Origin of the sequence: Corynebacterium occultum (genome assembly GCF_009734425.1) — a bacterium.
Classification (GTDB): Bacteria; Actinomycetota; Actinomycetes; order Mycobacteriales; family Mycobacteriaceae; genus Corynebacterium; species Corynebacterium occultum.
The window spans coordinates 620,839-644,266 of sequence record NZ_CP046455.1; the positions used below are offsets into that span (position 1 = coordinate 620,839).

Sequence of the window (23,428 nt, forward strand, 5' to 3'; positions counted from 1 at the left end):
TCGATTGCACTAGTCAGCAGCTCGGGAAAGGACACCTCATGGGGATTACCGCGAGCGTCGACACGTGGCTTTTGGCTCATCGTGAGAAAGTGGTCGGCTGGCGCCGTCACCTGCATCAACACCCCGAACTCTCACACCTTGAGCAGCGCACGACCGATTTCCTCGAAATGATCCTGCGGGAACATGGCCTGGAGCCCCACCGCTTCCCCGGTACCGGTCTGATGGTGGATCTGGGCCCCACGGACGGCCCCAGGGTCGCTTTCCGGGCTGATATTGACGCTCTGCCCATCACCGAAGCCACCGGCCTGGACTTCAGCTCCGTGGAACCCGGTGTCATGCACGCCTGCGGACATGATGTGCACACCACCGTCGCCCTGGCACTGGCCTGCGCCCTGAGTGAGGCGAAGCTGCACACCGGTGTCCGCATCATCTTCCAGCCCGCCGAAGAAGTCATGGAAGGCGGCGCCTCCGAAGTCATCGAATGGGGTGGACTTGAGGGTGTGGGCGCGATCTTCGCGGTCCACGCCGAACCCAAACTCCGGGTCGGTCGGATCGGTGTCCGCACCGGAGCCATCACCTCCGCCTCTGATGTGGTCAAAATCAAGGTCACCGGCCCCGGTGGTCACAGCTCTCGTCCGCACCTGACGGGTGATGTGGTCTACGCCCTCTCATCACTGGTCACCACCTTGCCTGCGCTGCTGTCCCGTCGCGTGGATCCGCGCACCGGAACTGTCCTGGTTTTCGGCACCATCAACTCCGGTTACGCCCCCAACGCCATCCCGGAGACCGGTACCCTAAGCGGTACCCTGCGCACCGCAGACCTGAAGACCTGGCGCACCATCCGGCCGCTCTTCGAGGAGCTCGTCGGGCAGGTGCTCGCACCCACAGGCTGCAACTTTGAGGTCGACTACACCCGGGGAGTGCCGCCGGTGATCAATGATGATCTGGCCACCGCGATGCTTGCCGACGCCGCGCGCGTCATCGACCCGCAGGCTGTCGTCCAGGCCCCGCAGTCCTCCGGTGGGGAGGACTTCTCCTGGTACCTGGAACATGTTCCGGGCTCCATGGCCAGGCTCGGCTGCTGGTCCGGTGAAGGCACCACCCAGGATCTGCACCAGGCGGATCTGGTGGTCGATGAACGGTCCATCGGGGTCGGGGTCCGGCTCTTCGCCTCCGTGGTGGAGCAGTACGGAGCGGACGCGTCGGCGGCGGGCCCCTTCTTGGATTAGGGTGGGAGGACGAAACACCCATTTTCGTCTAGAGATCAACAGCGTGGAGGAAACCCCTTGACCAAGAGAATCGTCATCATCGGCGGCGGTCCCGCCGGCTATGAAGCAGCCCTGGCCGGCGCCAAGTACGGTGCCGAAATCACCCTCATCGAGGATCAGGGCCTGGGCGGTTCCGCGGTCATCCACGACTGTGTCCCCTCCAAGTCCTTCATCGCCGGCTCCGGCATCAAAACCGATATGCGCCGGGCCGATGACATGGGCCTGAACAAGGGCATCGGCGATGCCACCATCGACCTGGATGCCCTCAACCACCGCGTGAGGGCTCTGGCCGCCGACCAGTCCGCGGATGTCCGCTCCCAGATCGAACGCATCGGGGTGCGCATCATCGACGGTCGCGGCAGCTTCGATGACTATGAGCCGAAGCAGACCATCCACTTCATCAAGGCCATGCACCGCGACGGCACCGAAGAAACCATCGAGTGTGACCTGGTCCTGGTCGCCACCGGCGCCACACCGCGCATCCTCGATGGCGCCAAGCCCGATAATGAGCGCATCCTCACCTGGCAGCAGGTCTATGACCTGAAGGAGACCCCGGAGCACCTCATCGTCGTCGGTTCCGGTGTCACCGGTGCCGAATTCGTCTCCGCCTTCGCCGAGCTGGGTGTCAAGGTCACCATGGTCGCCTCCCGGGACCGCATCCTGCCCCACGATGACGCTGACGCCGCCGATGTCCTGGAGACCGTGCTCAGGGAGCGGGGTGTCTCCCTGGAGAAGCATGCCCGCGTGGACACCGTCACCCGCACCGAGGACGGTGGGGTCTGTGTCCGCACCGCCGATGGCCGCGAGATCTTCGGTTCCCACGCCCTGATGTCCATCGGCTCCATCCCCAAGACCCAGAACCTGGGTCTGGATGGCGTCGGTGTGGAAACCACCCGCTCCGGCCACATCAAGGTAGACCGGGTCTCCCGCACCAATGTCCCCGGCATCTACGCCGCCGGTGACTGCACCGACCTCTTCCCCCTGGCTTCTGTCGCCGCCATGCAGGGCCGCGTCGCGATGTACCACGCCCTGGGTGAAGGTGTTTCCCCGATCCGTCTGAAGACCGTGGCCACCGCCGTGTTCACCCGCCCGGAGATCGCCGCCGTGGGTGTCACCCATGAGCAGATCAAGTCCGGCGAGGTTTCCGCCCGGGTGATCGTGCTGCCGCTGCGCCGCAACCCCCGTGCCAAGATGCGTTCCCTGCGCCACGGTTTCGTCAAGCTCTTCTGTCGCCGCAACTCCGGCCTGATCATCGGTGGTGTCGTGGTCGCCCCGACCGCCTCCGAACTGATCCTGCCGATCGCGGTGGCCGTGACCAACCGCCTGACCGTGGCTGACCTGGCCGACACCTTCTCGGTCTACCCCTCGCTCTCCGGGTCGATCACAGAGGCCGCCCGCCAGCTCGTCCAGCACGACGACCTGGGCTAGTCCTCGGTCTTCGGGGCCTCCGGTTCGATCTTCTTGGCCAGGTTGCTCAGCCCATCCGCGGTGGCCTGCAGCGTCTTGCGCCGCGCCTGATCCATCCGCTGCCGGTAATGCTCGATGGCATCCTTCACCCGGGCTGACTCACTCAAGGACCATTCCTCCGCCTGGCCGGTGCGGTGGCGGATGAACTCCTGGGCCACCTCCTGCAGTTCTCCCCGGAGCCGGTCCATCCGCCTCCGGTTGAGGATGTCCAGGCCTTCCGCGGGGCGGAGCACCGCGAACTCACTGAGTACCCGGCTCAACTCCTCCGCCACCGACATATCCTCCAGGACATTGCTCTCCAGCACCTGCTGGATGCTGCGCACCGTCTGCTCCAGAGCTTCCGGCTCAGTGTTCCGCACCCGTTCCAGGCGGATGCGTTGATAGAGGGCCAGGGACTCCTCGGCCACCACCAGTAGTTTGAGGTGGTCCACGAAACGCCCCGCCGCCAGAAATTTATCCAGCTGCCTCACTCGACGACCCGGGGAGGACTCATAATCAAGGTCCCGCAGGGTGGCCTCCAGATAGCGCCGTAGCTTTTCGGTGCCGATCTGCAGGTCCGGCCCCAGACTGGCCAGGGAATCCCAGTCGGTGGTGCTCAAGGTTTCCCCGGAGTGCAGGCCCTGCACCGCACGGCGCAGCACCTTGTTGCGGCCGTAGATATCCCCCAGGCGTTCCGCCTCGGATTGGCGCAGCAGCTCCTGAACCCCCTCCCGGACTTCCACCAATTCCTCCCGGATCTCCGCCAGGGACTGGGAGAGCACCTCCACCGCAGCCTGCGCCAGTATCAGCTGGGGATTGAGGCTCAGCAGCATGGTGGGATCCAGCAGTTCACTGGACTGGGCGCGGCCATCCCTGCCGAAGACAATCCGCCGGACCTCCGGGGGGCGAGGCCCCGCCTCGGCGCCCCGCTTCAATGTGGTGGGCAGAAAACGATGGGGAACCCCCTTGCCCAGAGCCATCAACTCCGGGATTGCAGCGGCCAGGGAGGAGAGATCAAGGCCCGGCGGTTGCCTGGTCGGGGCAACCTCACCGGCTGATTCCTGCCACTGGTCAAGGGCTGATTCACTGCCGATGGCGAGGATACCCTCGGCACCCTCCACCAGCAGCAGTTCATTCTCGCTGTTCATAAGGACATTCTTCCATGATCAGCGGGGGAGTGGCGTGGGCTCACTCAGGCCGCGTGATGCACCTCCGCCAACCCGTACACCGGGGTGTCCATTCCCTCCGCCCGGGCCTTGAGCTGGAGTGCCAGGTAGCGGGAGTAGTGCCGGGACTGGTGCAGGTTGCCGCCGTGAAACCAGAGATTCGGCTGCCTGGTGGGCTTCCACATATTGCGCAGTTCACCCTCCCAGGGCCCGGGGTCCTTGGTGGTATCCGAACCCAGACCCCAGCACTTACCTACCCGCTCCGCCACCTCCTGGCTGATCAACTGGGCAGCCCAGCCGTTCATGGAGCCGTATCCGGTGGCCAGCACGATCACATCGGCGGGGAGTTCGGTGCCATCGCTGAGCACCACCGAATTTTCCTTCACCTCCTCAATGGTGACCCCGGAATGCAGCTCGACCTTGCCGGAGGCGATCAGTTCGGAGGCGCCGACGTCGATGTAATAACCGGAGGCACGGCGCAGGTACTTGAGGAACAGCCCGGAGTCATCATCCCCGAAGTCCAGCAGGAAACCAGCCTTCTCCAGACCCTCATAGAACTCCTTGTCCTGCTCCCGGATCCGGTCGAAGATGGGCTTCTGCACCTCATGCAGGATCTTGTAGGGCCAGGAGGCGAAAAGCAGGTCTGCGCTTTCGGTGTCCAGCCCGGATTCCAGTGCCTCTTCGGAGTAGAGCGGGCCGAAGACCTCCTTCATCAGGGTGCCCGAGCGGGAGATATGGGTGCTGGAACGCTGGATCATCACCGGATGCGCCCCATTTTCATAAAGATCGGCACAGATGTCGTGGGCGGAGTTGTTGGCTCCCAGCACGATCACATTCTTACCCTGGTCCGCACCACCACCGGGGTGTTCAGAAGAGTGGCGGATTTCCCCGTGGAACCTCTCCTGCCCCTTCAGCTGGGGGCGGTTGGGCAGTCCGGACATGCCGGTGGCCAGCACCACATGCTCGGGGTGGAGGTCAATTTCCTGCCCGTCACGGTTGACCCGTACTGTCCAACGGCCGCTCTCCTCATCGAAGTGCGCCTGCTCGCAGTTGGTGTTGGGCCAGTAGTCCAGGTCCATGATGCCGACATAGTGCTCCAGCCAGTCGCCCATCTTGTCCTTCGGGGTGAACACCGGCCAGTCGTCGGGGAAGGGGATGTAGGGCAGGTGGTCGTACCAGACCGGGTCATGTAGACAGAGCGAGGAGTAGCGGGACCGCCACTGGTCTCCCGGGCGGGGATGCTTATCGACGACCAGGGTGCTCACCCCCTGACGCTTCAGTCGGGCAGCCAGGGCAATGCCGCCCTGGCCTCCACCCACCACCAGCACGAAGGGCTGTTCGCTGACCCCGAGTGCGGCCTGACGTTCCGCCTTCAGGGTGGCCCAGTTCTTCCGCTCCGCACGCACCCCGTGTTCTACCCCGAGGTCACGGTTCCGGCCGCGGGGTTCGGGAAAGTTGATGAGCTCCTGAGCGGAGCTGAGCAGGGTCCAGGCCTTGCCGTTGCGCAGCCGCAGCACCCCACGGCAGTGGAAGTCCTGGGAGTCGAAGGTGAGGAAAGCGCGCAGCACGCCTTCGCCCTCATCGACGACTTCCCCGTCGAGTGCAGGGTTCTGCAGGATGCAACGCGGCCAGGTTTCCTGAACCATCCGGTTGATCTCATCCCGCCCCTCAGCGGTGCTGAGGTTCCAGGAGAATGCCAGCAGGTCACGCCAATAACCCTCCTCCTCGAAAAGTTCGCCCACTGCTGCGGCGGCAGCTTCCGCGCTGTCCTGCCCGGTGGCTGCAGCTAGTTTCTCCAACCAGTCTTCGGCAGCGCTGCGGTGATGATCGCTCATGTTCAAACTTCCTCTCCCAGGGCCATTCAGTTTTGAACCACCCTATGTAGGGGAAGGGAATGCCACCCCCGCCAGCTAAGCCCGCAAAGGTGATTTACATCACCCTATACGGTGAAAATGTAAATCTTGCGAATTAATGGGCTCACCCCTTTAGAGGGTTTGATAGGGCTCATCCGCTGTCACATTCAGATCCAGCGCCAGGGGACGTTCGGACTGCGGGAAGGCCCGCTGTGGGCAATGTGGGCGGGGGCAGGCGGTGCAGCCCGGGCCGATGGGGGTCGCGGATTCCGGGTTCATCTCCAGTCCCTGGCTGTACACCAGCCGGTCTGCCTGGCTGAGATCGCAGCCCAGTCCCACCACGAATTCCCGGCGCGGGGTGCCGAAGCCGTGTGCCGGGCCCTGCACGGTGCGGGCGACCCAGAGGTAGCTGCGGCCATCCGGCATGGATGCCACCTGGCGGACGAAGCGGTTGGGTTGTTCGAAGGCACGGTGGATCACCCAGAGTGGGCAGGAGCCCCCGGAGCGGGAGAAGTGGAAGCTGGTGGCGGATTGTCGTTTGGAGATGTTTCCGGCGCGGTCGGTGCGGATGAAGAAGAAGGGGATGCCGCGTTGGCCACGTCTTTGGAGGGTGGACAGGCGATGGCAGGTGGTTTCGATGCCGGTGCCGAAGTGGGCGGCGATGCGGTCGATGTCGTAGTGGGTTTCTTCGGCCACCCGGAGGATGGAGCTGTAGGGGAGGACTACTGAGGCGGCGAAGTACTGGGCCAGGCCGAGGCGGCCGACTTCGCGGGAGGAGGCGTCGGGGAGCGGGGTGGCGAGGCGGTGGAGTAGTTCGTCGTGGATGAGCAGGGCGTATTGGAGGGCGATCTCGAAGAGGTTCTGGGCGTCGGTAAGCCCGGTGCGGAGGTGTAGTTCGCGGGTGTCGGGGTGGTAGATGCGGCGGGGGCCGGTGGAGTGGCGGCGGAAGCGGACGCTGACTCCAGCTGTGGCATCGAGGAGGGCGGCCATGCGGCTGAGCCGGAATTGGGGGTCGCCGAGTTCGGCGGCGAGGTTTTCGCCGAGTCGGTCGAGTTCGTCAATGTAGTTGCGGGCATCGTAGAAGAAGTCCCGGACCGCTTCGTAGGGGCCTTCTTCCCGGTTGTTGCCGTGGGTGTTGGTTTCGATGATTTCGGCGACGAGGTCGGGGTATCGGGAGGCGAGGTCGCTGAGTTGTTCGGCGGGTACCTGGGGGAAGGCGGATTGGAGGTCAGCGACGGTGCGGGCGTCCTGGTCGGGGGAGAAGTAGGAGGCCTCGACCTCAAAGTTGGCGGTCAGTGCCATGAGCACGGTGGCGGTCAGGGGGCGTTGGTCATTCTCGATTTGGTTGAGGTAGCTGGTGGAGAGGTTCAGCTGGCGAGCCATCTCGACCTGGGTGAGGTGTGCGGAGCGGCGGAGGGTGCGAATTCTTGCCCCCGCGAAGAGCTTGCTCATGACGCCTTTCCTGCTGCTTAATGTGTTGACCTGCGGATTCCACAAGTTTCGCAGAGATTGCGAAATCATGACGCTACATTACACAATGGTTGCCTGTGACGGTAGGCACACTCCGGCACCTAGCATGAGGGGCACAACATCCCCTTCGTGATTCAGGAGATTTCATGATCGACCACCAGGTGCGTACCCGCCGTTCAGCTGAGGAGTTCCCCAAGGAGGAGCACCTCGCCTACAAGATCGCCCGCGTTGCCGCTGATCCCGTGGAGGTGCCGGAAGACACCCGTGAGATGATCATCAACCGCATCATCGACAATGCCGCTGTCTCCGCGGCTTCTGTCCTGCGTCGCCCGGTCACCGTTGCCCGCCGTCAGGCTGAGTCGCATCCGGTTTCCGCTTCCGGTGCCGCCGTTTTCGGCATCCCGGGCAGCTTCTCCGCTGAGTGGGCTGCCCTGGCCAATGGTGTGGCAGTGCGTGAGCTGGATTTCCACGACACCTTCCTGGCCGCCGAGTACTCCCATCCCGGTGACAATATCCCCCCGATCCTGGCGGCTGCCCAGCATGCCGGCGCGACCGGACGTGACCTGATTCGTGGCCTGGCCACCGGTTATGAGATTCAGGTGGATCTGGTCCGCGGCATGTGCCTGCATGAGCACAAGATCGACCACGTCGCCCATCTCGGTCCTTCTGCGGCTGCCGGTATCGGCACCCTGCTGAACCTGGATGTGGAGACCATCTACCAGGCCATCGGACAGGCTTTGCACACCACCACCGCCACCCGCCAGTCCCGTAAGGGTGAGATCTCCTCCTGGAAGGCTTTCGCCCCGGCGTTTGCCGGCAAGATGGCCATTGAGGCCGTGGACCGTGCGATGCGCGGGGAGGGTGCACCTTCCCCGATCTGGGAGGGTGAGGATGGTGTCATCGCCTGGCTGCTCTCCGGCCCGGATCATGAGTACACCATTCCGCTGCCGGGGGAGGGTGAGGAAAAGCGCGGCATCCTCGACACCTACACCAAGGAACATTCCGCGGAGTACCAGTCCCAGGCCCCGATCGATCTGGCCCGCCGCATGGGCGAACAGCTCGCCGCCGAAGGAAAGAACCTCAGTGAGGTGGAGTCCATCGTCCTGCACACCAGTCACCACACCCATTATGTGATCGGTACCGGATCCAACGACCCGCAGAAATTTGATCCGGACGCCTCCCGGGAGACCCTGGACCACTCCATCATGTACATCTTCGCGGTGGCGCTGGAGGATCGTTCCTGGCATCACGGGCACTCCTACTCCCCGGAGCGGGCACACCGTCCGGAGACCATTGAACTGTGGCAGAAGGTCTCCACCGTCGAGGATCCGGAGTGGACCCGCCGCTACCACTCCACCGACCCGAAGGAGAAGGCCTTCGGTGCCAGAGCCGTGATCACCTTCACCGATGGCACCGTCGTCGAGGATGAGCTGGCGGTGGCCGACGCTCACCCTCTGGGCGCCCGCCCCTTCGCCAGGGAGCAGTACATCCAGAAATTCCGGACCCTGGCTGAGGGGGTCATCGCCGAAGAGGAGCAGGAGCGCTTCCTCAAGGCGGTGCAGTCCCTCCCGGATCTTGAGGACCTGCGGGAACTTAATATCGAGCTGACCTCCGAAGTTCTGTCCCAGGCTCCCGACACCGGAAAGGGCCTGCTCTGATGGCCGGCCTCTTCTCCTCCACGGTGACACCGACGGAGCGTCGTCAAGCATTCCGGGCGGGATTGAACTCCGGCAAGATCCAGCGCATGCCGGGCGCCTTCTCCCCGCTGGTGGCACGCACCATCCAGGAAGCCGGTTTTGAGGGTGTCTATGTCTCCGGCGCGGTCCTGGCCGCTGACCTGGCCCTTCCTGATATCGGGCTGACCACCCTGAGCGAGGTGGCCGGTAGGGCCCGCCAGATCGCCCGTTCCACCGATCTGCCGGTGCTGGTGGATGCGGACACCGGTTTCGGTGAGCCGATGTCCGCGGCCCGGACCGTCAGCGAACTTGAGGATGCCGGGGTGGCCGGCTGTCACCTTGAGGATCAGGTCAATCCCAAGCGCTGCGGTCACCTCGACGGCAAGGAGGTCGTGCCGACCGATCTGATGCTGCGTCGCATCACGGCGGCCGTCAATGAGCGTCGCGATGACTCCTTCGTGATCTGTGCGCGTACCGACGCCGCGGGGGTTGAGGGCATCGACGCCGCCATCGAGCGTGCCAAGGCCTACGCCGATGCCGGTGCCGACCTGATCTTCACCGAAGCGCTGCATACCCCGGCGGAGTTCGAGAAGTTCCGGGCCGCGGTGGATGTGCCCCTGCTGGCGAATATGACCGAATTCGGTAAGACCGAGCTGCAGACCGCCCAGACCCTGGAGGAGATCGGCTATAACGCCGTGATCTACCCGGTGACCCTCCTGAGGATCGCCATGGGCCAGGTGGAATCCGCCCTGCAGGACATTGAACGCAGCGGTGACCAGACTGGCTGGATCGACCGTATGCAGCACCGCTCCCGCCTCTATGAACTGCTGCGCTACAACGAGTACAACGCCTTCGACCAGCAGGTGTTCACCTACTCCGCGGACAACTACCCCAGCTAAAACCCCTGTACGCAGCACCCTCCAACCCCCAGATCGAACCCCTTAACTGAAGGACGGAAAACCTCATGAGCAATGAAACCGAAATCCGCAAGGGCCTGGCCGGTGTCGTCGCCGACTACACCGCTGTCTCCAAGGTCGTCCCGGAGACCAACTCGCTGACCTACCGGGGTTACCCGGTGCAGGAACTGGCCGCGGAGTGCACCTTCGAGGAGGTGGCCTACCTCCTCTGGGAGGGGGAGCTGCCCACCGCCGAGCAGCTCGAGCAACGCAATGCCGAAGGCAAGGAGCTGCGCAAGCTCGATCCGGACCTGATCAAGCTGATCGATGTCCTCCCCACCACCTGCCACCCCATGGATGTGCTCCGCACCGCAGTGTCCTACGTGGGCACCAAGGACCCGGAACCCTTCACCACCAGTGAGCAGCACATCCGTGGCATCGGCCTGAATCTGCTGGCCCAGCTGCCCACCGCGGTGGCCTATGACATCCGGCGCCGCGCGGGACAGGAGTTCATCGAGCCCTGCCTCGACCGTGGCTTCGCCGAGAACTTCCTCTACATGGTCTTCGGTGATGAGGAAGGCTCCCCGGCCAATAGCCCGGAGGACATCAAGACCTTCGAGCAGTCCCTGATCCTCTACGCCGAGCACTCCTTCAACGCCTCCACCTTCACCTCCCGGGTGATCACCTCCACCCGCTCGGACGCCTACTCCGCCATCACCGGCGCGATCGGGGCGCTGAAGGGGCCCCTGCATGGTGGTGCCAATGAGTTCGTCATGCACACCATGCTCGAGATCGATGATCCCGCCAAGGCCGCGGACTGGGTGAACAACGCCCTGGACAACAAGGACCTGATCATGGGATTCGGTCACCGTGTCTACAAGAAGGGTGACTCCCGGGTTCCGACCATGGAGGCCGCATTCAGGGAGCTGGCCGCACGCAAGGACGGTCAGAAGTGGGTCGAGATGTACGACATCATGGCGGAGACCATGGATGGCCGCACCGGCATCAAGCCGAACCTGGACTTCCCCTCCGGGCCCGCCTATCACCTGCTCGGCTTCGAGGTGGAGTTCTTCACCCCGCTGTTCGTCCTGGCTCGGGTCACCGGCTGGATCGCCCACATCGTGGAGCAGTACTCCAGCAACGCCCTGATCCGCCCGCTCTCCGCCTACAACGGGGCACCCCAGCGCTCCGTGGCGGATGCCGACCGTTAGGCCCTGAGCCTTTCCCCCGGCAAAATTCATCCGAAAGTTAAGTCTGCAAACAATGTGACCGATACCCGGCATTCGCATGATCTACATGCGTTATGCTGGGTTTCGTAATTTGTCTCACAATATTAGTGGAATCATCGTTCTAGGAAAGGATTACCCAAAGTGGTAACGAAACAGCTGCCGACCTTCACCAAGGTTCTAGTCGCCAACCGTGGTGAGATTGCGGTCCGCGCATTCCGTGCCGCCAATGAGACGGGTGCTCAGACGGTCGCCGTATATCCCCGTGAGGACCGGAGCTCCTTCCACCGCAGCTTCGCCTCCGAGGCCATGCGTATCGGTGTCGAGGGCTCCCCGGTCAAGGCGTATCTCGACATCGACGAGATCATCCGGGCCGCGAAAAAGACCGGTGCTGACGCGGTTTACCCCGGTTATGGTTTCCTTTCCGAGAAGGCACAGCTGGCACGGGAATGTGCCGAGAACGGCATCACCTTCATCGGTCCCAGCCCAGAAACCCTGGATCTGACCGGTGACAAGGCCAAGGCGGTCTCCGCCGCCCGCAAGGCCGGCCTTCCCACCCTGGAGGAATCCGAGCCCAGCGATGACATCGCGGTCCTGGTTGAGCAGGCCGAGGGGCAGGTTTACCCCCTCTTCGTCAAGGCCGTGGCTGGCGGCGGAGGCCGTGGCATGCGCTTCGTCGAGAAGCCCGAGGACCTGCCCCAGCTGGCGGCGGAGGCCTCCCGTGAGGCTGAGGCCGCTTTCGGTGACGGCAATGTCTACATCGAGCGTGCGGTGCTCAAGCCGCAGCACATCGAGGTCCAGATCCTCGGTGACCACACCGGGGACGTCATCCACCTCTATGAGCGGGACTGCTCCCTGCAGCGTCGCCACCAGAAGGTCGTGGAGATCGCCCCGGCCCAGCACCTGGATCCGAAGCTGCGGAAACAGATCTGTGCCGACGCGGTCAAGTTCTGCAAGTCCATCAACTACTACGGTGCCGGCACCGTGGAATTCCTCGTTGATGAGCAGGGCAACCACGTCTTCATCGAGATGAACCCCCGCATCCAGGTCGAGCACACCGTCACCGAGGAAATCACCGGTGTGGACCTGGTCAAGTCCCAGATCCACATCGCGGCCGGTGCCACCCTGAAGGAGCTGGGCCTGACCCAGGACTCCATCAAGGTTACCGGTGCCGCCCTGCAGTGCCGCATCACCACCGAGGATCCCTCCAACGGTTTCCGCCCCGACACCGGCACCATCACCGGTTACCGTTCCCCGGGCGGTGCCGGTGTGCGTCTCGACGGCGCGTCTTCCCTGGGCGGCGAGATCTCCGCGCACTTCGACTCCATGCTGGTCAAGATGACCTGCCGTGGTGCCGACTTCGACACCGCCGTGACCCGCGCCCAGCGGGCCCTGGCTGAGTTCCACGTCTCCGGCGTGGCCACCAACATCGGTTTCCTGCGGAGCCTGCTGCGCGAGGAGGACTTCCAGAGTCGCCGTATCTCCACCGACTTCATCAAGGAACATCCCCACCTGCTGGCTGCCCCGCCGGCCGTGGATGTACCGGGTCGGATCCTGGACTTCCTGGCGGATGTCACCGTCAACAAGCCCAATGGCGACAACCCCGTCGACATCCGCCCGGCCACGAAGCTGCCGCTGATCGACGACCAGGACTCCGTGCCGCGTGGTTCCCATGACCTGCTGCGTGACCTGGGTCCGAAGAAGTTCGCCGAGGCCCTGCGCAAGCAGGACGCCCTGGCAGTCACCGACACCACCTTCCGTGACGCCCACCAGTCCCTGTTGGCCACCAGGGTGCGTTCCACCGCCCTGGTCAAGGCCGCTGAGGTTGTCTCCCGCACCACCCCGGAGCTCTTCTCCGTGGAGGCCTGGGGCGGCGCCACCTACGATGTGGCGATGCGCTTCCTCCACGAGGACCCCTGGGAGCGACTGGATTCGCTGCGTCAGGCGATGCCGAACATCAACATCCAGATGTTGCTGCGGGGCCGCAACACCGTCGGTTACACCCCTTACCCGGACAATGTCGCCCGGACCTTCGTCAAGGAGGCCGCTGACTCCGGGGTGGACATCTTCCGCATCTTCGACGCCCTCAATGACGTCTCCCAGATGCGGGCCGCCATCGACGCCGTCCTGGAGACCAACACCACCGTCGCCGAGGTTGCCATGGCCTACTCCGGCAACCTGTTGAATCCCAATGAGAATATCTACACCCTCGACTACTACCTGAAGCTGGCCGAGGAGATCGTGGGCACCGGTGCCCACATCCTCGCCATCAAGGACATGGCGGGCCTGCTGCGCCCCGCTGCGGCCACCAAGCTGGTCACCGCCCTGCGCAAGGAATTCGACCTGCCGGTGCACGTGCACACCCACGACACCGCCGGTGGCCAGCTGGCCACCTACCTGGCCGCCGCCAACGCCGGGGCCGACGCCGTCGACGGTGCCTCCGCACCGATGTCCGGCACCACCTCCCAGCCCTCCCTCTCCGCGATCGTCGCGGCCTTCGCCAACACCTACCGCGACACCGGCCTCTCCCTGGATGCCGTGGGTGACCTGGAGCCCTACTGGGAGGCCGTGCGCCAGGTCTACGCCCCCTTCGAGGCCGGCATCCCCGGCCCGACGGGGCGTGTCTACCGCCACGAGATCCCAGGTGGTCAGCTCTCCAACCTGCGAACCCAGGCCAACGCCCTGGGGCTGGGGGACCGCTTCGAGCTGATCGAGAACGCCTACGCGGATGTCAATGAGCTGCTGGGACGACCCACCAAGGTCACGCCCTCCTCCAAGGTGGTCGGCGACCTGGCACTCCACCTGGTCGGTGCCAGCGTCAGTGTCGAGGACTTCGCCAAGGACCCGCAGCAGTACGACATCCCGGACTCCGTCACCGCCTTCCTCCGCGGTGAGCTGGGCACCCCGCCCGGTGGCTGGCCTGAGCCCTTGCGCACCCGTGCGCTGGCGGGCCGCGCCGAGAAGGAAACCCACATGGTGGAGGTTCCGGACGAGGAGCTGCCGAACCTGGAGTCCGAGGATCACAAGACCCGCCGGGATTCCCTGAACCGCCTGCTCTTCCCGAAGCAGTTCGAGGAGTTCCAGGAACATCTGCGCCTCTTCGGCAATATCTCCGCACTCGATGACCGTGAATTCCTCTACGGACTCAAGGAGGGTGTGGAGACCGTCATCCGCATCCCGGGTGAAACTCCGTTGGTGGTCCGCCTGGACGCCATCGGCGAACCGGATGACAAGGGCATGCGTCGGGTGGTCTGCAATGTCAACGGCCAGATCCGCCCCCTGCAGGTCCGTGACCGCAGCGTGGAGTCCGTCACCGCCACCGCGGAAAAGGCTGACCCGAAGAACAAGGACCATGTGGCTGCACCTTTCTCCGGTGTCGTCACCATCTCCGTCGAGGAGGGCGCCGAGGTCAGCGCCGGTGATCCGGTGGCCGTGATCGAGGCCATGAAGATGGAGGCCACCATCACCGCCACCCGTGACGGCAGGATCTCGCGGGTGGTGCTCAAGCAGCCCGAGAAGGTCGAGGGCAATGATCTGCTGGTCGTGATCGAGGACTGATCTGGCTCCGGAATGCCTGATTGAAAGGGCGCGGTGTCGGTACTTCCCTGGGTGGGGGAGTGCCGGCACCGCGTTTTTTCTGCCCGTTGAGCAGGAGATTCCGGGGTGGGGGAAAATAGTTTGCGATACATCGTTGACTTTAAGATATGTCACGATATATCGTTAATTTTATCAGCGGTGCCCCGGCAAACAGATTGGGACACCAACCCCACCCCAGAAAGGCTCCTAACATGAGCTACGCACATAACCACCACAACTGCCGTGATCTTGAAGGCAGCGGACACGGACCCCATCACGGTTGCGGATTCGGCCGCCGCGGCCACCACGCCCGTCGCCACCGCGGCGGCGGGGGAGGCTACGGCCGGGGTCGCGGAGGAAGGGCGGGGCGCGGTGACCTCCGCAATGTCATCCTCCACCTGCTCCAGCAGTCCCCGATGCACGGCTACCAGCTGATCAGCCTGATCGGGGAGCGCACCAACAGTCAGTGGACCCCGAGCCCCGGCGCCATCTACCCGACGCTCAGCCTCCTTGAGGATGAAGGCCTGATCACCATCACCACCGACTCCGGACGCAAGCTGGCCACCCTCACTGAGGAGGGTGCCCAGTTGGTCACCGAGAATGAGACGCAGTGGTCTCAGATCCTGGACAGCTACGCACACCCCCAGGATCCCCAGGACCCGCATTTCCGGGGCCGCGAGGCGATGTTCCGCTTAAAGCGCGCCGTCAAGGCCACCGGTGAAGCGGACCGTGAGAAGATCATCGGGATCCTGAACCGGGCAGCCGCGGAGATCGAGGAACTCTAGCTCCGCCTGCTTATCCGCCCCTTCCCGACCAGACTAGGAGGTGGGGAAGCGGTAGATCATGGCTGCGGTGCCCAGGGCGGCACGATCCTCGTAGACCTGGAAACCGAGCATCAGGTAGAGATCGCGGGCACGTTCATTGCCCTCATCAACAGCCAGGGAAACCGCCGGGGCACCCGCCTGGTGGGAGGCATCCAGGATCTCACGGATCAGTCTGGTGGCCAGGCCCCGGCCGGAGTAACGCTTCTCCACCGCGATGGCCAACTCGGGAATATCCGTGTCGATGAAACCGTAGCGGGGGCGATTGTTGTCCCCGGCGCGCAACCAGACGGCACCGGCCGGAACCCCCGCCGGACTGAAGGCGACCAGCCCCCCTTGATCCGGGGTCCAGAAGTCGACGTAGTTCCGGCGGTCCTTGAGGAAGGTTTCGCTGACCCGGCGGGTTTCATCACCGAGCACATCGGTCAGATAGAACATGCGCGCCAGGAATGTCCGGTCCGATTCGGTGGCCGGGCGGATGAGGAACTCAGAACTCTCCATGACTAAAGAATCTTAGTCCCTGCCGGGATGATTAATGCAGTTCCGGGACCGGAGAATCATGGCGGCCCAGGTTGGAAGGCCCGTAGTCGGCGACCTGGCTGGCCGGGGGGACAGATACTTAGGAAAATGATGTACCCCACATGCTGTGCCAGTGGCGAAGAAACCCCCACCGAAGTTCTTTCTCGGTGGGGGTTAGCTCGGCTCGGGGGGGGGGGGGGGGGCTACTTGATCTCGAGCAGCACAGCACCCTTGGTCACGCCGGCGCCGGCCTCGGTGGCCAAGCCGGTGACGGTACCGGACTTGTGGGCCTTGACCGGGTTCTCCATCTTCATGGCTTCAAGGATGATGATGGTCTCACCCTCGGTGACCTCCTGGCCTTCCTCGACCTCAACCTTGATGACGGTGCCCTGCATCGGTGCGACCACGGCATCGCCGGAGGCGCCGCCCTTGGCGCCGCCGGAGCGACGCTTCTTGGCCTTCTTCTTCGCGGTGCCACCAGAGGTGATGCCGAAGCTGCCCGGCAGGGCGATCTCCACGCGACGACCGTCGATCTCGACGACGACCTTCTGGGAGGGGAGGTTCTCATCCTCCTCGACATCCGCCGCATCGACATAAGGGGCGATGGGGTTGTCCCAGACCTCCTCGATCCACTTGGTGTAGACCTCGAACTTCTCACCATCCCCGATGAACGCCGGGTTCTCCACGATGTGGCGGTGGAAGGGGATCACCGTGGGCATACCCTCGATGATGTACTCATCCAGGGCACGCTTGGAGCGGCGCAGGGCCTCCTCGCGGGTTTCACCCCAGACGATCAGCTTGGCGAGCATGGAGTCGAACTGGCCACCGATGACCGAACCTTCCACGACACCGGAGTCCATGCGGACACCCGGGCCGGAGGGCTCGCGGTAGGTGGTGATGGTGCCCGGGGCGGGCATGAAGTTGGAGCCGGCGTCCTCGCCGTTGATGCGGAACTCGAAGGCGTGGCCATTCGGCTTCGGATCCTCGGTGAGGCGCAGTTCCTTGCCTTCGGCGATGCGGAACTGCTCACGCACCAGGTCCAGGCCGGTGGTGACCTCGGTGACGGGGTGCTCAACCTGCAGGCGAGTGTTGACCTCCAGGAAGGAGATCAGGCCGTCGGCACCGACCAGGTACTCCACGGTACCCGCACCGTAGTAGCCGGCCTCGTGGCAGATGGCCTTGGCGGAGTCATGGATGGTCTTGCGCTGCTCCTCGCTGAGGAAGGGGGCCGGGGCCTCCTCCACCAGCTTCTGGAAACGTCGCTGCAGGGAGCAGTCACGGGTGCCGGTGACGATGGCGTTGCCGTGCTGGTCGGCCAGGACCTGGGCCTCGACGTGGCGGGCCTTGTCCAGGTAGCGCTCCACGAAGCACTCCCCACGGCCGAAGGCGGCCACAGCTTCACGGGTGGCGGACTCGTAGAGGTCGGCGACCTCCTCAAGTTTGTAGGCCACCTTCATGCCACGACCACCGCCACCGAAGGCGGCCTTGATGGCGATCGGCAGACCATGCTCCTCGGCGAAGGTAACCACCTCGGAGGCGTCCTTGACGGGCTCCTTGGTGCCCGGTGCCATCGGGGCATTGACCTTGGTGGCGATGTTGCGCGCGGTGACCTTGTCGCCGAGGCTGCGGATGGACTCCGGGGAGGGGCCGATCCAGATCAGTCCGGCGTCGATGACGGCCTGGGCAAAATCAGCGTTCTCGGAGAGGAAGCCATAACCCGGGTGGATGGCATCCGCACCGGACTTCGCCGCGGCATCGAGGATCTTGTCGAAGACCAGGTAGGACTCGGCGGAGTTCTGGCCACCGAGGGCGAAAGCCTCATCGGCATAACCGACAAAGGGGGCGTCGGCATCCGGCTCGGCATATACGGCGACGCTGGCGATACCGGCATCCTGGGCCGCACGGAAAACGCGGATCGCGATTTCACCACGGTTGGCCACCAGGACCTTCGTGATCTTCTTTGCCTCAACTGACACGGGGAGTCCTCCTGGGTTGGAATCAGTTCATGTGGGCTTCAATGCCCTGGGACGTGAGGGAACACTCACGTTCTGTTCGCATAAAGCGCCCATCGTTTTGATGGGCAATAGGATAATTGTGGCATAACCGGCCACACTTTGATGTCGGTGGGGCCGGGTAAGTCGTTACTTCAGGGGTAGCACGAATAACTTTCCGTTGCCTAATTACCCTGGTTTCCACCCCGGGCAATGGGCATGCGGACCATGTTGCCCCACTCCGCCCAGGAACCGTCGTAATTACGGATGTTCTGGAAACCCAGCAGGTACTTCAGCACGAACCAGGTATGGGCGGAACGATCCCCCATCTGACAGTAGACGATGCTCGGATCCGCCGGGTTCAGCTCAGCGTAGCTCTCCGCCAGCTCCGCGCGGGAACGGAAACGGGAGTTGGGGTGCACGGACTTGCCCCAGGGCAGGTTCCGGGCCGAGGGGATGTGACCGCCACGCAGCACACCGGGGGTCTCACCCTCACCGGCGAACTGCTCGGGGGAGCGCACGTCCACCAGGGCGGTGTCACTGTCGATCGCGGCACGAACCTCGTCGACGAAGGCCCGCAGCGGAAGATCTTCGCGCGTGACGATGGGGTAGTCACTGGCAGGCAGATCGGGGACCATGAAGGAGGTGTCGCGCTCCTCCGCCATCCAGGCGTCACGGCCACCGTCGAGCAGTCGGACATCCTCATGCCCGAAGAGCTCGAACACCCAGAGGGTGAAAGAGGCCCACCAGTTGGATTTGTCACCGTAGACGACGACGGTGTCATCCCGCTTGATGCCCTTGGAGCGCATCAGCTTGGCGAAGGCCTCACCGTCGATGAAATCACGGGTGACCGGATCATTGAGGTCCTTGGCCCAGTCGATGCGCACCGCGGTGGGGATGTGGCCGATGTCGTAGAGGAGGGTGTCCTCATCCGATTCGACGACCCGCAGGCCCGGGGTCCCGAGGCGGGCGCTCAGCCATGAGGCGGAGACCAGACGCTCTGGGTGTGCGTATTCCGCAAACTGCGGGTTGGGATCGTGAGGAACAGCCATGTTATCGGTGCCTTTCAGGTGCTGCGGGTTTTGTCCTTGTCCAAGATTAGTGCCTCGGCGCTGGGAATGGTCACCTGAGGCAGCCCTGTGTGTCCTGAGTAACTCTGGAAACATCGCCGGCTGGTCCCCGTCGAAGCGGTCACCGGGAGGGTCGGATGTGTCTTTGCTAACTTCGGTGGTTCTGGTGAAGAGACTTCAGGGGATGTTGCTTTATTCTTTCTGGGCAGGACCACTGTGGCCTGCGCCACCACAGTTTGAAATGAGGGTTTCCGTGCTTCAGAGCATCGTTATCTTTGAGGTGGAGGGCGGGTCCGACAAGTTCATTGACGGCCACCGTCGCGACACCATGCCCATCGTTGCAGCTCTGCGTGCGCAGGGCTGGAACACCGAGGTCCTGTACTACCGCCCGGAGTGGACCGAAGACCTCCACGATTACGTCACCGCGAATTTCAGCGGCTACATCTCCCGGGTCAACCCCGGCAACATCCCCGGCGGTGAGAAGGGCTACTTCGATCTGCTGACCCGCCTGGCGGAAGCCGGCCTGGTGGGCATGTCCACCCCGGCGGAGATGATGGCCTACGGAGCCAAGGACGCCCTGGTCAAGCTCAACGACACCGACCTGGTACCGGCCGACACCGCCGCCTACTACGACGTGCCCAGCTTCCGGGACACCTTCCCCGCCTCCCTGTCCTACGGGGAACGGGTGCTCAAGCAGAACCGTGGCTCCACCGGATCCGGAATCTGGCGGGTCCAGCTGGTGGACAAGGAACTGGCTGCCCAGATTGCGCCGGGCACCCCGCTGCCGCTGGACACCGAACTCAAGTGCACCGAGGCGGTGGACAACCACACTGAAATTCTTCAGCTGGGGGAGTTCATGGACTTCTGCGAGCAGTACATCATCGGTGACAACGGCATGCTGGTGGACATGCGCTTCATGCCGCGCATCGTCGAGGGGGAGATCCGGATCCTGCTGGTCGGCCCGCACCCCGTGTTCGTGGTGCACAAGAAGCCGGCCGAGGGGGGCGATAATTTCTCCGCCACCCTCTTCTCCGGGGCGAAGTACACCTATGACAAGCCGTCGGCCTGGCAGGAACTGGTGGACATGTTCGCCGAGGCGCGGCCGGTGATCGCCGAGAAGCTCGGCGGTGATGATATTCCGCTGATCTGGACCGCGGACTTCATGCTGGACACCGCCGGGGACGGCTCGGACACCTATGTGCTGGGGGAGATCAACTGCTCCTGCGTGGGGTTCACCTCAGAGCTGGACATGGGTATCCAGGAACTGGTGGCCCGGGAGGCCATCGCCCGGGTCAACGCCCGGGCGGGTGTCCCGGTAGCCTAGGAATCAAGCAGGGTGGTCACACAGGCCGGGTCGCTGTCCGAGAGCAGGGCCCGGCAGCGGTCATATTCGGCATCCTCGCCGATGGCCCTGGCCGCCAGGGCGAGAGCCGCGATGGCACGCAGCACACCCTGATTCGGTTCATGCTCATAGGGGACCGAACCCCAGCCTTTCCAGCCATTGCCGCGCAAGCGGTCCAGGCCCCGGTGGTAGCCGGTGCGTGCCAGGGCGTAGGCGATCAACTTCTCATCGGTGTTCTCGGCATTCTTGAGCGCCTCCTCGGCCCGCAGGGCCCACACCAGTGGGCTATCCGGGTGAGCGAGAGCGGTGTCATTGTCAGCGGGGTTCTTGGCCACGGCCGGATCCTCGGGGAGTTTCACGGGTGGCGGGGCCATCATGTCTTTCATCTGCATGGTCTCCACTCTAGGTCCAGATTCCCCGAGACCGCAGATGAAGGCCCGCCCGGCTTCTCTTGGTAGCGTGTAACGGGTCATCAGACCCATTCGTTTCGGAGGCAAGCATTTTCATGGGTACCACCCGGGATTCACTACGGACGGCTCCCTACCGATACGACCTCGACGGCCTCCGGGGCATCGCGATCGCTTTCGTGGTGCTCTTCCACGTCTTCGTCGGCAGGGTCTCCGGTGGGGTGGATGTCTTCCTGCTGCTCTCCGGCTATTTCTTCCTCGGCTCGCAGCTACGTTATGCGGCCCGCCCGGATGCTTCCCTGAACATGTGGTGGCCGATCTGGCGCACCCTGCGCAGACTGCTGCCGGGGCTGGTGCTGGTGCTCGCCACCACCGCGGTGGGCATCGTCATCTTCGCCCCGGAACTACGCAACCTCAACGTCGCCCGGCAGCTGACCGCCAGCCTGCTCTATTTCCAGAACTGGGAGCTCGCGGACCAAGGGGCGGACTATAACGTCGCCTCCAACACGGTCAGCCCGCTGCAGCACCTCTGGTCGATGTCGGTGCAGGGGCAGTTCTATCTCTTCGCCATCCTGGTGGCCACCATCATCTCCTTCGTGTTGCGCGGACAACGTCGCCGCCGGGTGGGGGTTTCCGAGGCTGCTGAGCTGGCCGGTCCGCTGCTGCTGGCGCTGACGGTATTCTCCTTCGGCTACGCCATCGTGATGCATTTCATCAACCAGCCGCTGAACTACTACTCCACCTGGACCCGCTTCTGGGAACTGACGCTGGGTGGGTTGCTGGTGCTCTATGGCACCCGGTTGAGCCTGGCTGGCTGGGTGAAGGAGATCTTCACCATCGTCGGCCTGTTCATGGTACTGACCACCGGTTTCTTCTTTGACGGAGCCACCCAGTTCCCCGGCCCGGCCACGCTCTACCCGATCATCGGTGCGGTGCTGGTGATCCTCGGTGGCGGCAAGGTTGCCGGGCTACTGGGGTCGAAGGTGATGCGTTGGCTGGGTGATATCGCCTACCCGCTCTACCTGTGGCACTGGCCGTTGCTGATCCTGGCCAGCGTCGCCCTCGAGGTGGAGACCCCGGGCCCGGTCCTGGGTGTCCTGGTTGTATTGGCCTCGCTGCTGCTGGCGGACCTGACCCACCGCTTCGTCGATAAGCCCCTGGCCCAGCACGCCAAACGCCCCCCGCGGGAGGAGAAGCGGGCACAGGTCGCCTGGCAGCAGCTGCATGCCACCGGGCCGGCGAGGGCGCGTGCCCTGGGCGGTGTGGTGGTGGCGGTCGCCATGGCGGCGCTGCTCAGCCTCCAACCGGCACTGCAGCTGCGTGTCAATGCCGTCGACGGGGAGTTCCTCGACCCCCGTATTTACCCGGGGGCCGCAGCCCTGGCCGGTGCCCCGGTGCCGGAGGCGAAATTCAAACCGGACCCCACGGTGCTGGGCCAGCTGCTGCCACCCTCCTGGCTGCAGGGCTGCATGTCCACCTTCGAGGATTCCCCCGATATCCTGCCCGCCGACCGGGAGCAGGAACGCGATCCGGAGGCCTGCCGCTTCGGCAATATCGGCTCAGACACCGTCGTTTATCTGACCGGTGGCTCCCATGCAGAGCAGTGGATAACCCCCCTGAATCAGCTGGGCCAGGAGCATGATTTTGAGGTTGTGCCGCTGGTGCGCCAATCCTGCCCCAACTTCGCCGCGGACCTGGACGGGCTCTTCCTCCCGGAGTGTGAGGAGTTCAACCAGAACGTCCTGGCGCGTATCGCTGAGGATCGCCCCGATGTGGTGGTCTCCACCTCCACCCGTCCCTTCGTGGAACAGGCCAGCGTCCTGGAGGAGGTACCCACCAGCTACACCACCTTCTGGGAGTTCCTGGCGGATGAGCAGATCCCCTTCATCGGTCTGCGGGACAACCCCTGGTCCATCTTCGAGGATGGCACTGAGCGAAATATCCCGCTCTGTGTCTACGAGACCGGTGATGTCCTCGGCTGCGGGGTGCCGCGCGGGGATGTCTACCTCGCGGAGGATCCCGCCGCCCCCTACCTTGACCCCCAACCCGAAATGAAGGCCGTGGACACCTCGGACTGGTTCTGCCCCGATCAGAATTGCCCGGCCGTGATCGGAAATATCCACGTCTACCGGGATGCCAACCACATGTCGAACGCCTACGCCCTGACCCTGGCGCCCTTCCTCTGGGAGGAGATCAAGGAGTTCTTCCCGGCCCCTGTGCCAGCTCAGTAACGGCGGATGAGAACCCCCAGGGGCTGCCCTGCCTGATCGAAGAGATGCAGGGTTTCGCCGTCGAGAACACCGCTGTGGGCATGCTGCAGCCAGGTGTCCACCCCTTCGCAGGACATCAGGGTGAAAGCCCCCATCTGGAAGCGGAGCTCTTCACCATCCCGGGTCCAGGTTCCGCTGCCGCTGTTGCAGCCGTCGAAGGCGGTGAAGTTCCGCTGGTCAGGGTGCAGGTGGATCCAGGGGAGGTGGTCTTCGGCAGGTGGTGGGGGATAACCGGCCAACAGTTCCGGGAAGGCCTCCCAGGGGTGCGCTGGGGGCGCTGTAGCCGGGGGTTCAGCCACGTAGAGAGGGCCCTGCTCCGGGATGGTGGGTGGGGTTGTGGGGGTGAGAGAAATGGCGATCACCGCGAGCATGGCGAAGACGTGGGCGATGGTGTCAGAAAAGACCATGAGCTGAAGCTATAGCTCTCTCAA

General features: G+C 64.1%; 17 protein-coding genes. 9 read left to right on the forward strand and 8 right to left on the reverse strand.

All coding sequences use genetic code 11. The features are described from left to right. Positions 1-38: 38 nt before the first annotated feature. Positions 39-1,229, forward strand: coding sequence for a M20 family metallopeptidase (locus tag COCCU_RS02955; RefSeq protein WP_156230141.1), 1,191 nt, complete (start codon positions 39-41; stop codon positions 1,227-1,229). A 57-nt stretch (positions 1,230-1,286) separates the two neighbouring features. Beyond that, on the forward strand, positions 1,287-2,696 hold the full coding sequence (locus COCCU_RS02960) for an NAD(P)H-quinone dehydrogenase (RefSeq protein WP_156230142.1): 1,410 nt from the start codon (positions 1,287-1,289) through the stop codon (positions 2,694-2,696). On the opposite strand, the gene COCCU_RS02965 is transcribed toward COCCU_RS02960, so the two are convergent. From COCCU_RS02965 to COCCU_RS02975, 3 genes are all read right to left on the reverse strand, one after another. After that, positions 2,693-3,862, reverse strand: coding sequence for a hypothetical protein (locus COCCU_RS02965; RefSeq protein ID WP_156230143.1), 1,170 nt, complete (start codon positions 3,860-3,862; stop codon positions 2,693-2,695). The genes COCCU_RS02960 and COCCU_RS02965 overlap by 4 nt on opposite strands. A gap of 44 nt (positions 3,863-3,906) precedes the next feature. After that, positions 3,907-5,715 (reverse strand): flavin-containing monooxygenase, encoded by a 1,809-nt coding sequence (locus COCCU_RS02970; RefSeq protein WP_156230144.1) that lies wholly within the window; start codon positions 5,713-5,715, stop codon positions 3,907-3,909. A 150-nt stretch (positions 5,716-5,865) separates the two neighbouring features. Next, positions 5,866-7,185, reverse strand: coding sequence for a helix-turn-helix domain-containing protein (locus COCCU_RS02975; protein ID WP_156230145.1), 1,320 nt, complete (start codon positions 7,183-7,185; stop codon positions 5,866-5,868). Between the two features lie 164 nt (positions 7,186-7,349). Here COCCU_RS02975 and prpD point away from each other — a divergent pair, with 164 nt between their 5' ends. The 5 genes from prpD (at position 7,350) to COCCU_RS03000 (ending at position 15,362) form a co-directional block, all read left to right on the forward strand. Next, positions 7,350-8,861, forward strand: a complete 1,512-nt coding sequence (gene prpD, locus COCCU_RS02980; RefSeq protein WP_156230146.1) for a 2-methylcitrate dehydratase PrpD — start codon at positions 7,350-7,352, stop codon at positions 8,859-8,861. Further along, complete coding sequence (prpB, locus tag COCCU_RS02985) at positions 8,861-9,778, forward strand: methylisocitrate lyase (RefSeq protein ID WP_156230147.1); 918 nt, start codon at positions 8,861-8,863, stop codon at positions 9,776-9,778. Before prpD ends, prpB begins: the two co-directional genes overlap by 1 nt. Positions 9,779-9,843: 65 nt before the next feature. Continuing rightward, complete coding sequence (locus COCCU_RS02990; RefSeq protein ID WP_156230148.1) at positions 9,844-10,986, forward strand: bifunctional 2-methylcitrate synthase/citrate synthase; 1,143 nt, start codon at positions 9,844-9,846, stop codon at positions 10,984-10,986. Between the two features lie 159 nt (positions 10,987-11,145). Then, on the forward strand, positions 11,146-14,559 hold the full coding sequence (locus tag COCCU_RS02995; RefSeq protein ID WP_156230149.1) for a pyruvate carboxylase: 3,414 nt from the start codon (positions 11,146-11,148) through the stop codon (positions 14,557-14,559). A 230-nt stretch (positions 14,560-14,789) separates the two neighbouring features. After that, positions 14,790-15,362, forward strand: coding sequence for a PadR family transcriptional regulator (locus COCCU_RS03000; protein ID WP_156230150.1), 573 nt, complete (start codon positions 14,790-14,792; stop codon positions 15,360-15,362). A gap of 33 nt (positions 15,363-15,395) precedes the next feature. Here the strand turns inward: COCCU_RS03000 and COCCU_RS03005 are convergent, their stop codons facing one another. The 3 genes from COCCU_RS03005 to COCCU_RS03015 form a co-directional block, all read right to left on the reverse strand. Continuing rightward, positions 15,396-15,899 (reverse strand): GNAT family N-acetyltransferase, encoded by a 504-nt coding sequence (locus tag COCCU_RS03005; RefSeq protein ID WP_156230151.1) that lies wholly within the window; start codon positions 15,897-15,899, stop codon positions 15,396-15,398. A gap of 221 nt (positions 15,900-16,120) precedes the next feature. Continuing rightward, the gene (locus COCCU_RS03010; protein ID WP_156230152.1) at positions 16,121-17,893 is read right to left on the reverse strand and encodes an acetyl/propionyl/methylcrotonyl-CoA carboxylase subunit alpha; all 1,773 of its coding nucleotides are present in this window, start codon (positions 17,891-17,893) and stop codon (positions 16,121-16,123) included. Between the two features lie 200 nt (positions 17,894-18,093). Further along, the gene (locus tag COCCU_RS03015) at positions 18,094-18,960 is read right to left on the reverse strand and encodes a sulfurtransferase (RefSeq protein WP_156230153.1); all 867 of its coding nucleotides are present in this window, start codon (positions 18,958-18,960) and stop codon (positions 18,094-18,096) included. Positions 18,961-19,231: 271 nt separating this feature from the next. Here COCCU_RS03015 and COCCU_RS03020 point away from each other — a divergent pair, with 271 nt between their 5' ends. Then, positions 19,232-20,302 carry a Cj0069 family protein gene (locus tag COCCU_RS03020; protein ID WP_156230154.1) on the forward strand — a complete coding sequence of 357 codons (1,071 nt, stop codon included), beginning with the start codon at positions 19,232-19,234 and terminating at the stop codon, positions 20,300-20,302. Here COCCU_RS03020 and COCCU_RS03025 read toward each other — a convergent pair. Continuing rightward, positions 20,299-20,712 (reverse strand): DUF3151 domain-containing protein, encoded by a 414-nt coding sequence (locus COCCU_RS03025; RefSeq protein WP_156230155.1) that lies wholly within the window; start codon positions 20,710-20,712, stop codon positions 20,299-20,301. The genes COCCU_RS03020 and COCCU_RS03025 overlap by 4 nt on opposite strands. A 113-nt stretch (positions 20,713-20,825) precedes the next feature. On the opposite strand from COCCU_RS03025, the gene COCCU_RS03030 reads away from it, so the two are divergent. Further along, entirely contained in the window at positions 20,826-22,958 is a 2,133-nt protein-coding gene (locus COCCU_RS03030) for an acyltransferase family protein (protein ID WP_156230156.1), read from the forward strand. On the opposite strand, the gene COCCU_RS03035 is transcribed toward COCCU_RS03030, so the two are convergent. After that, the gene (locus COCCU_RS03035) at positions 22,952-23,404 is read right to left on the reverse strand and encodes an META domain-containing protein (protein ID WP_156230157.1); all 453 of its coding nucleotides are present in this window, start codon (positions 23,402-23,404) and stop codon (positions 22,952-22,954) included. The two genes, COCCU_RS03030 and COCCU_RS03035, sit on opposite strands and share 7 nt — an antisense overlap. Positions 23,405-23,428 lie beyond the last annotated feature (24 nt).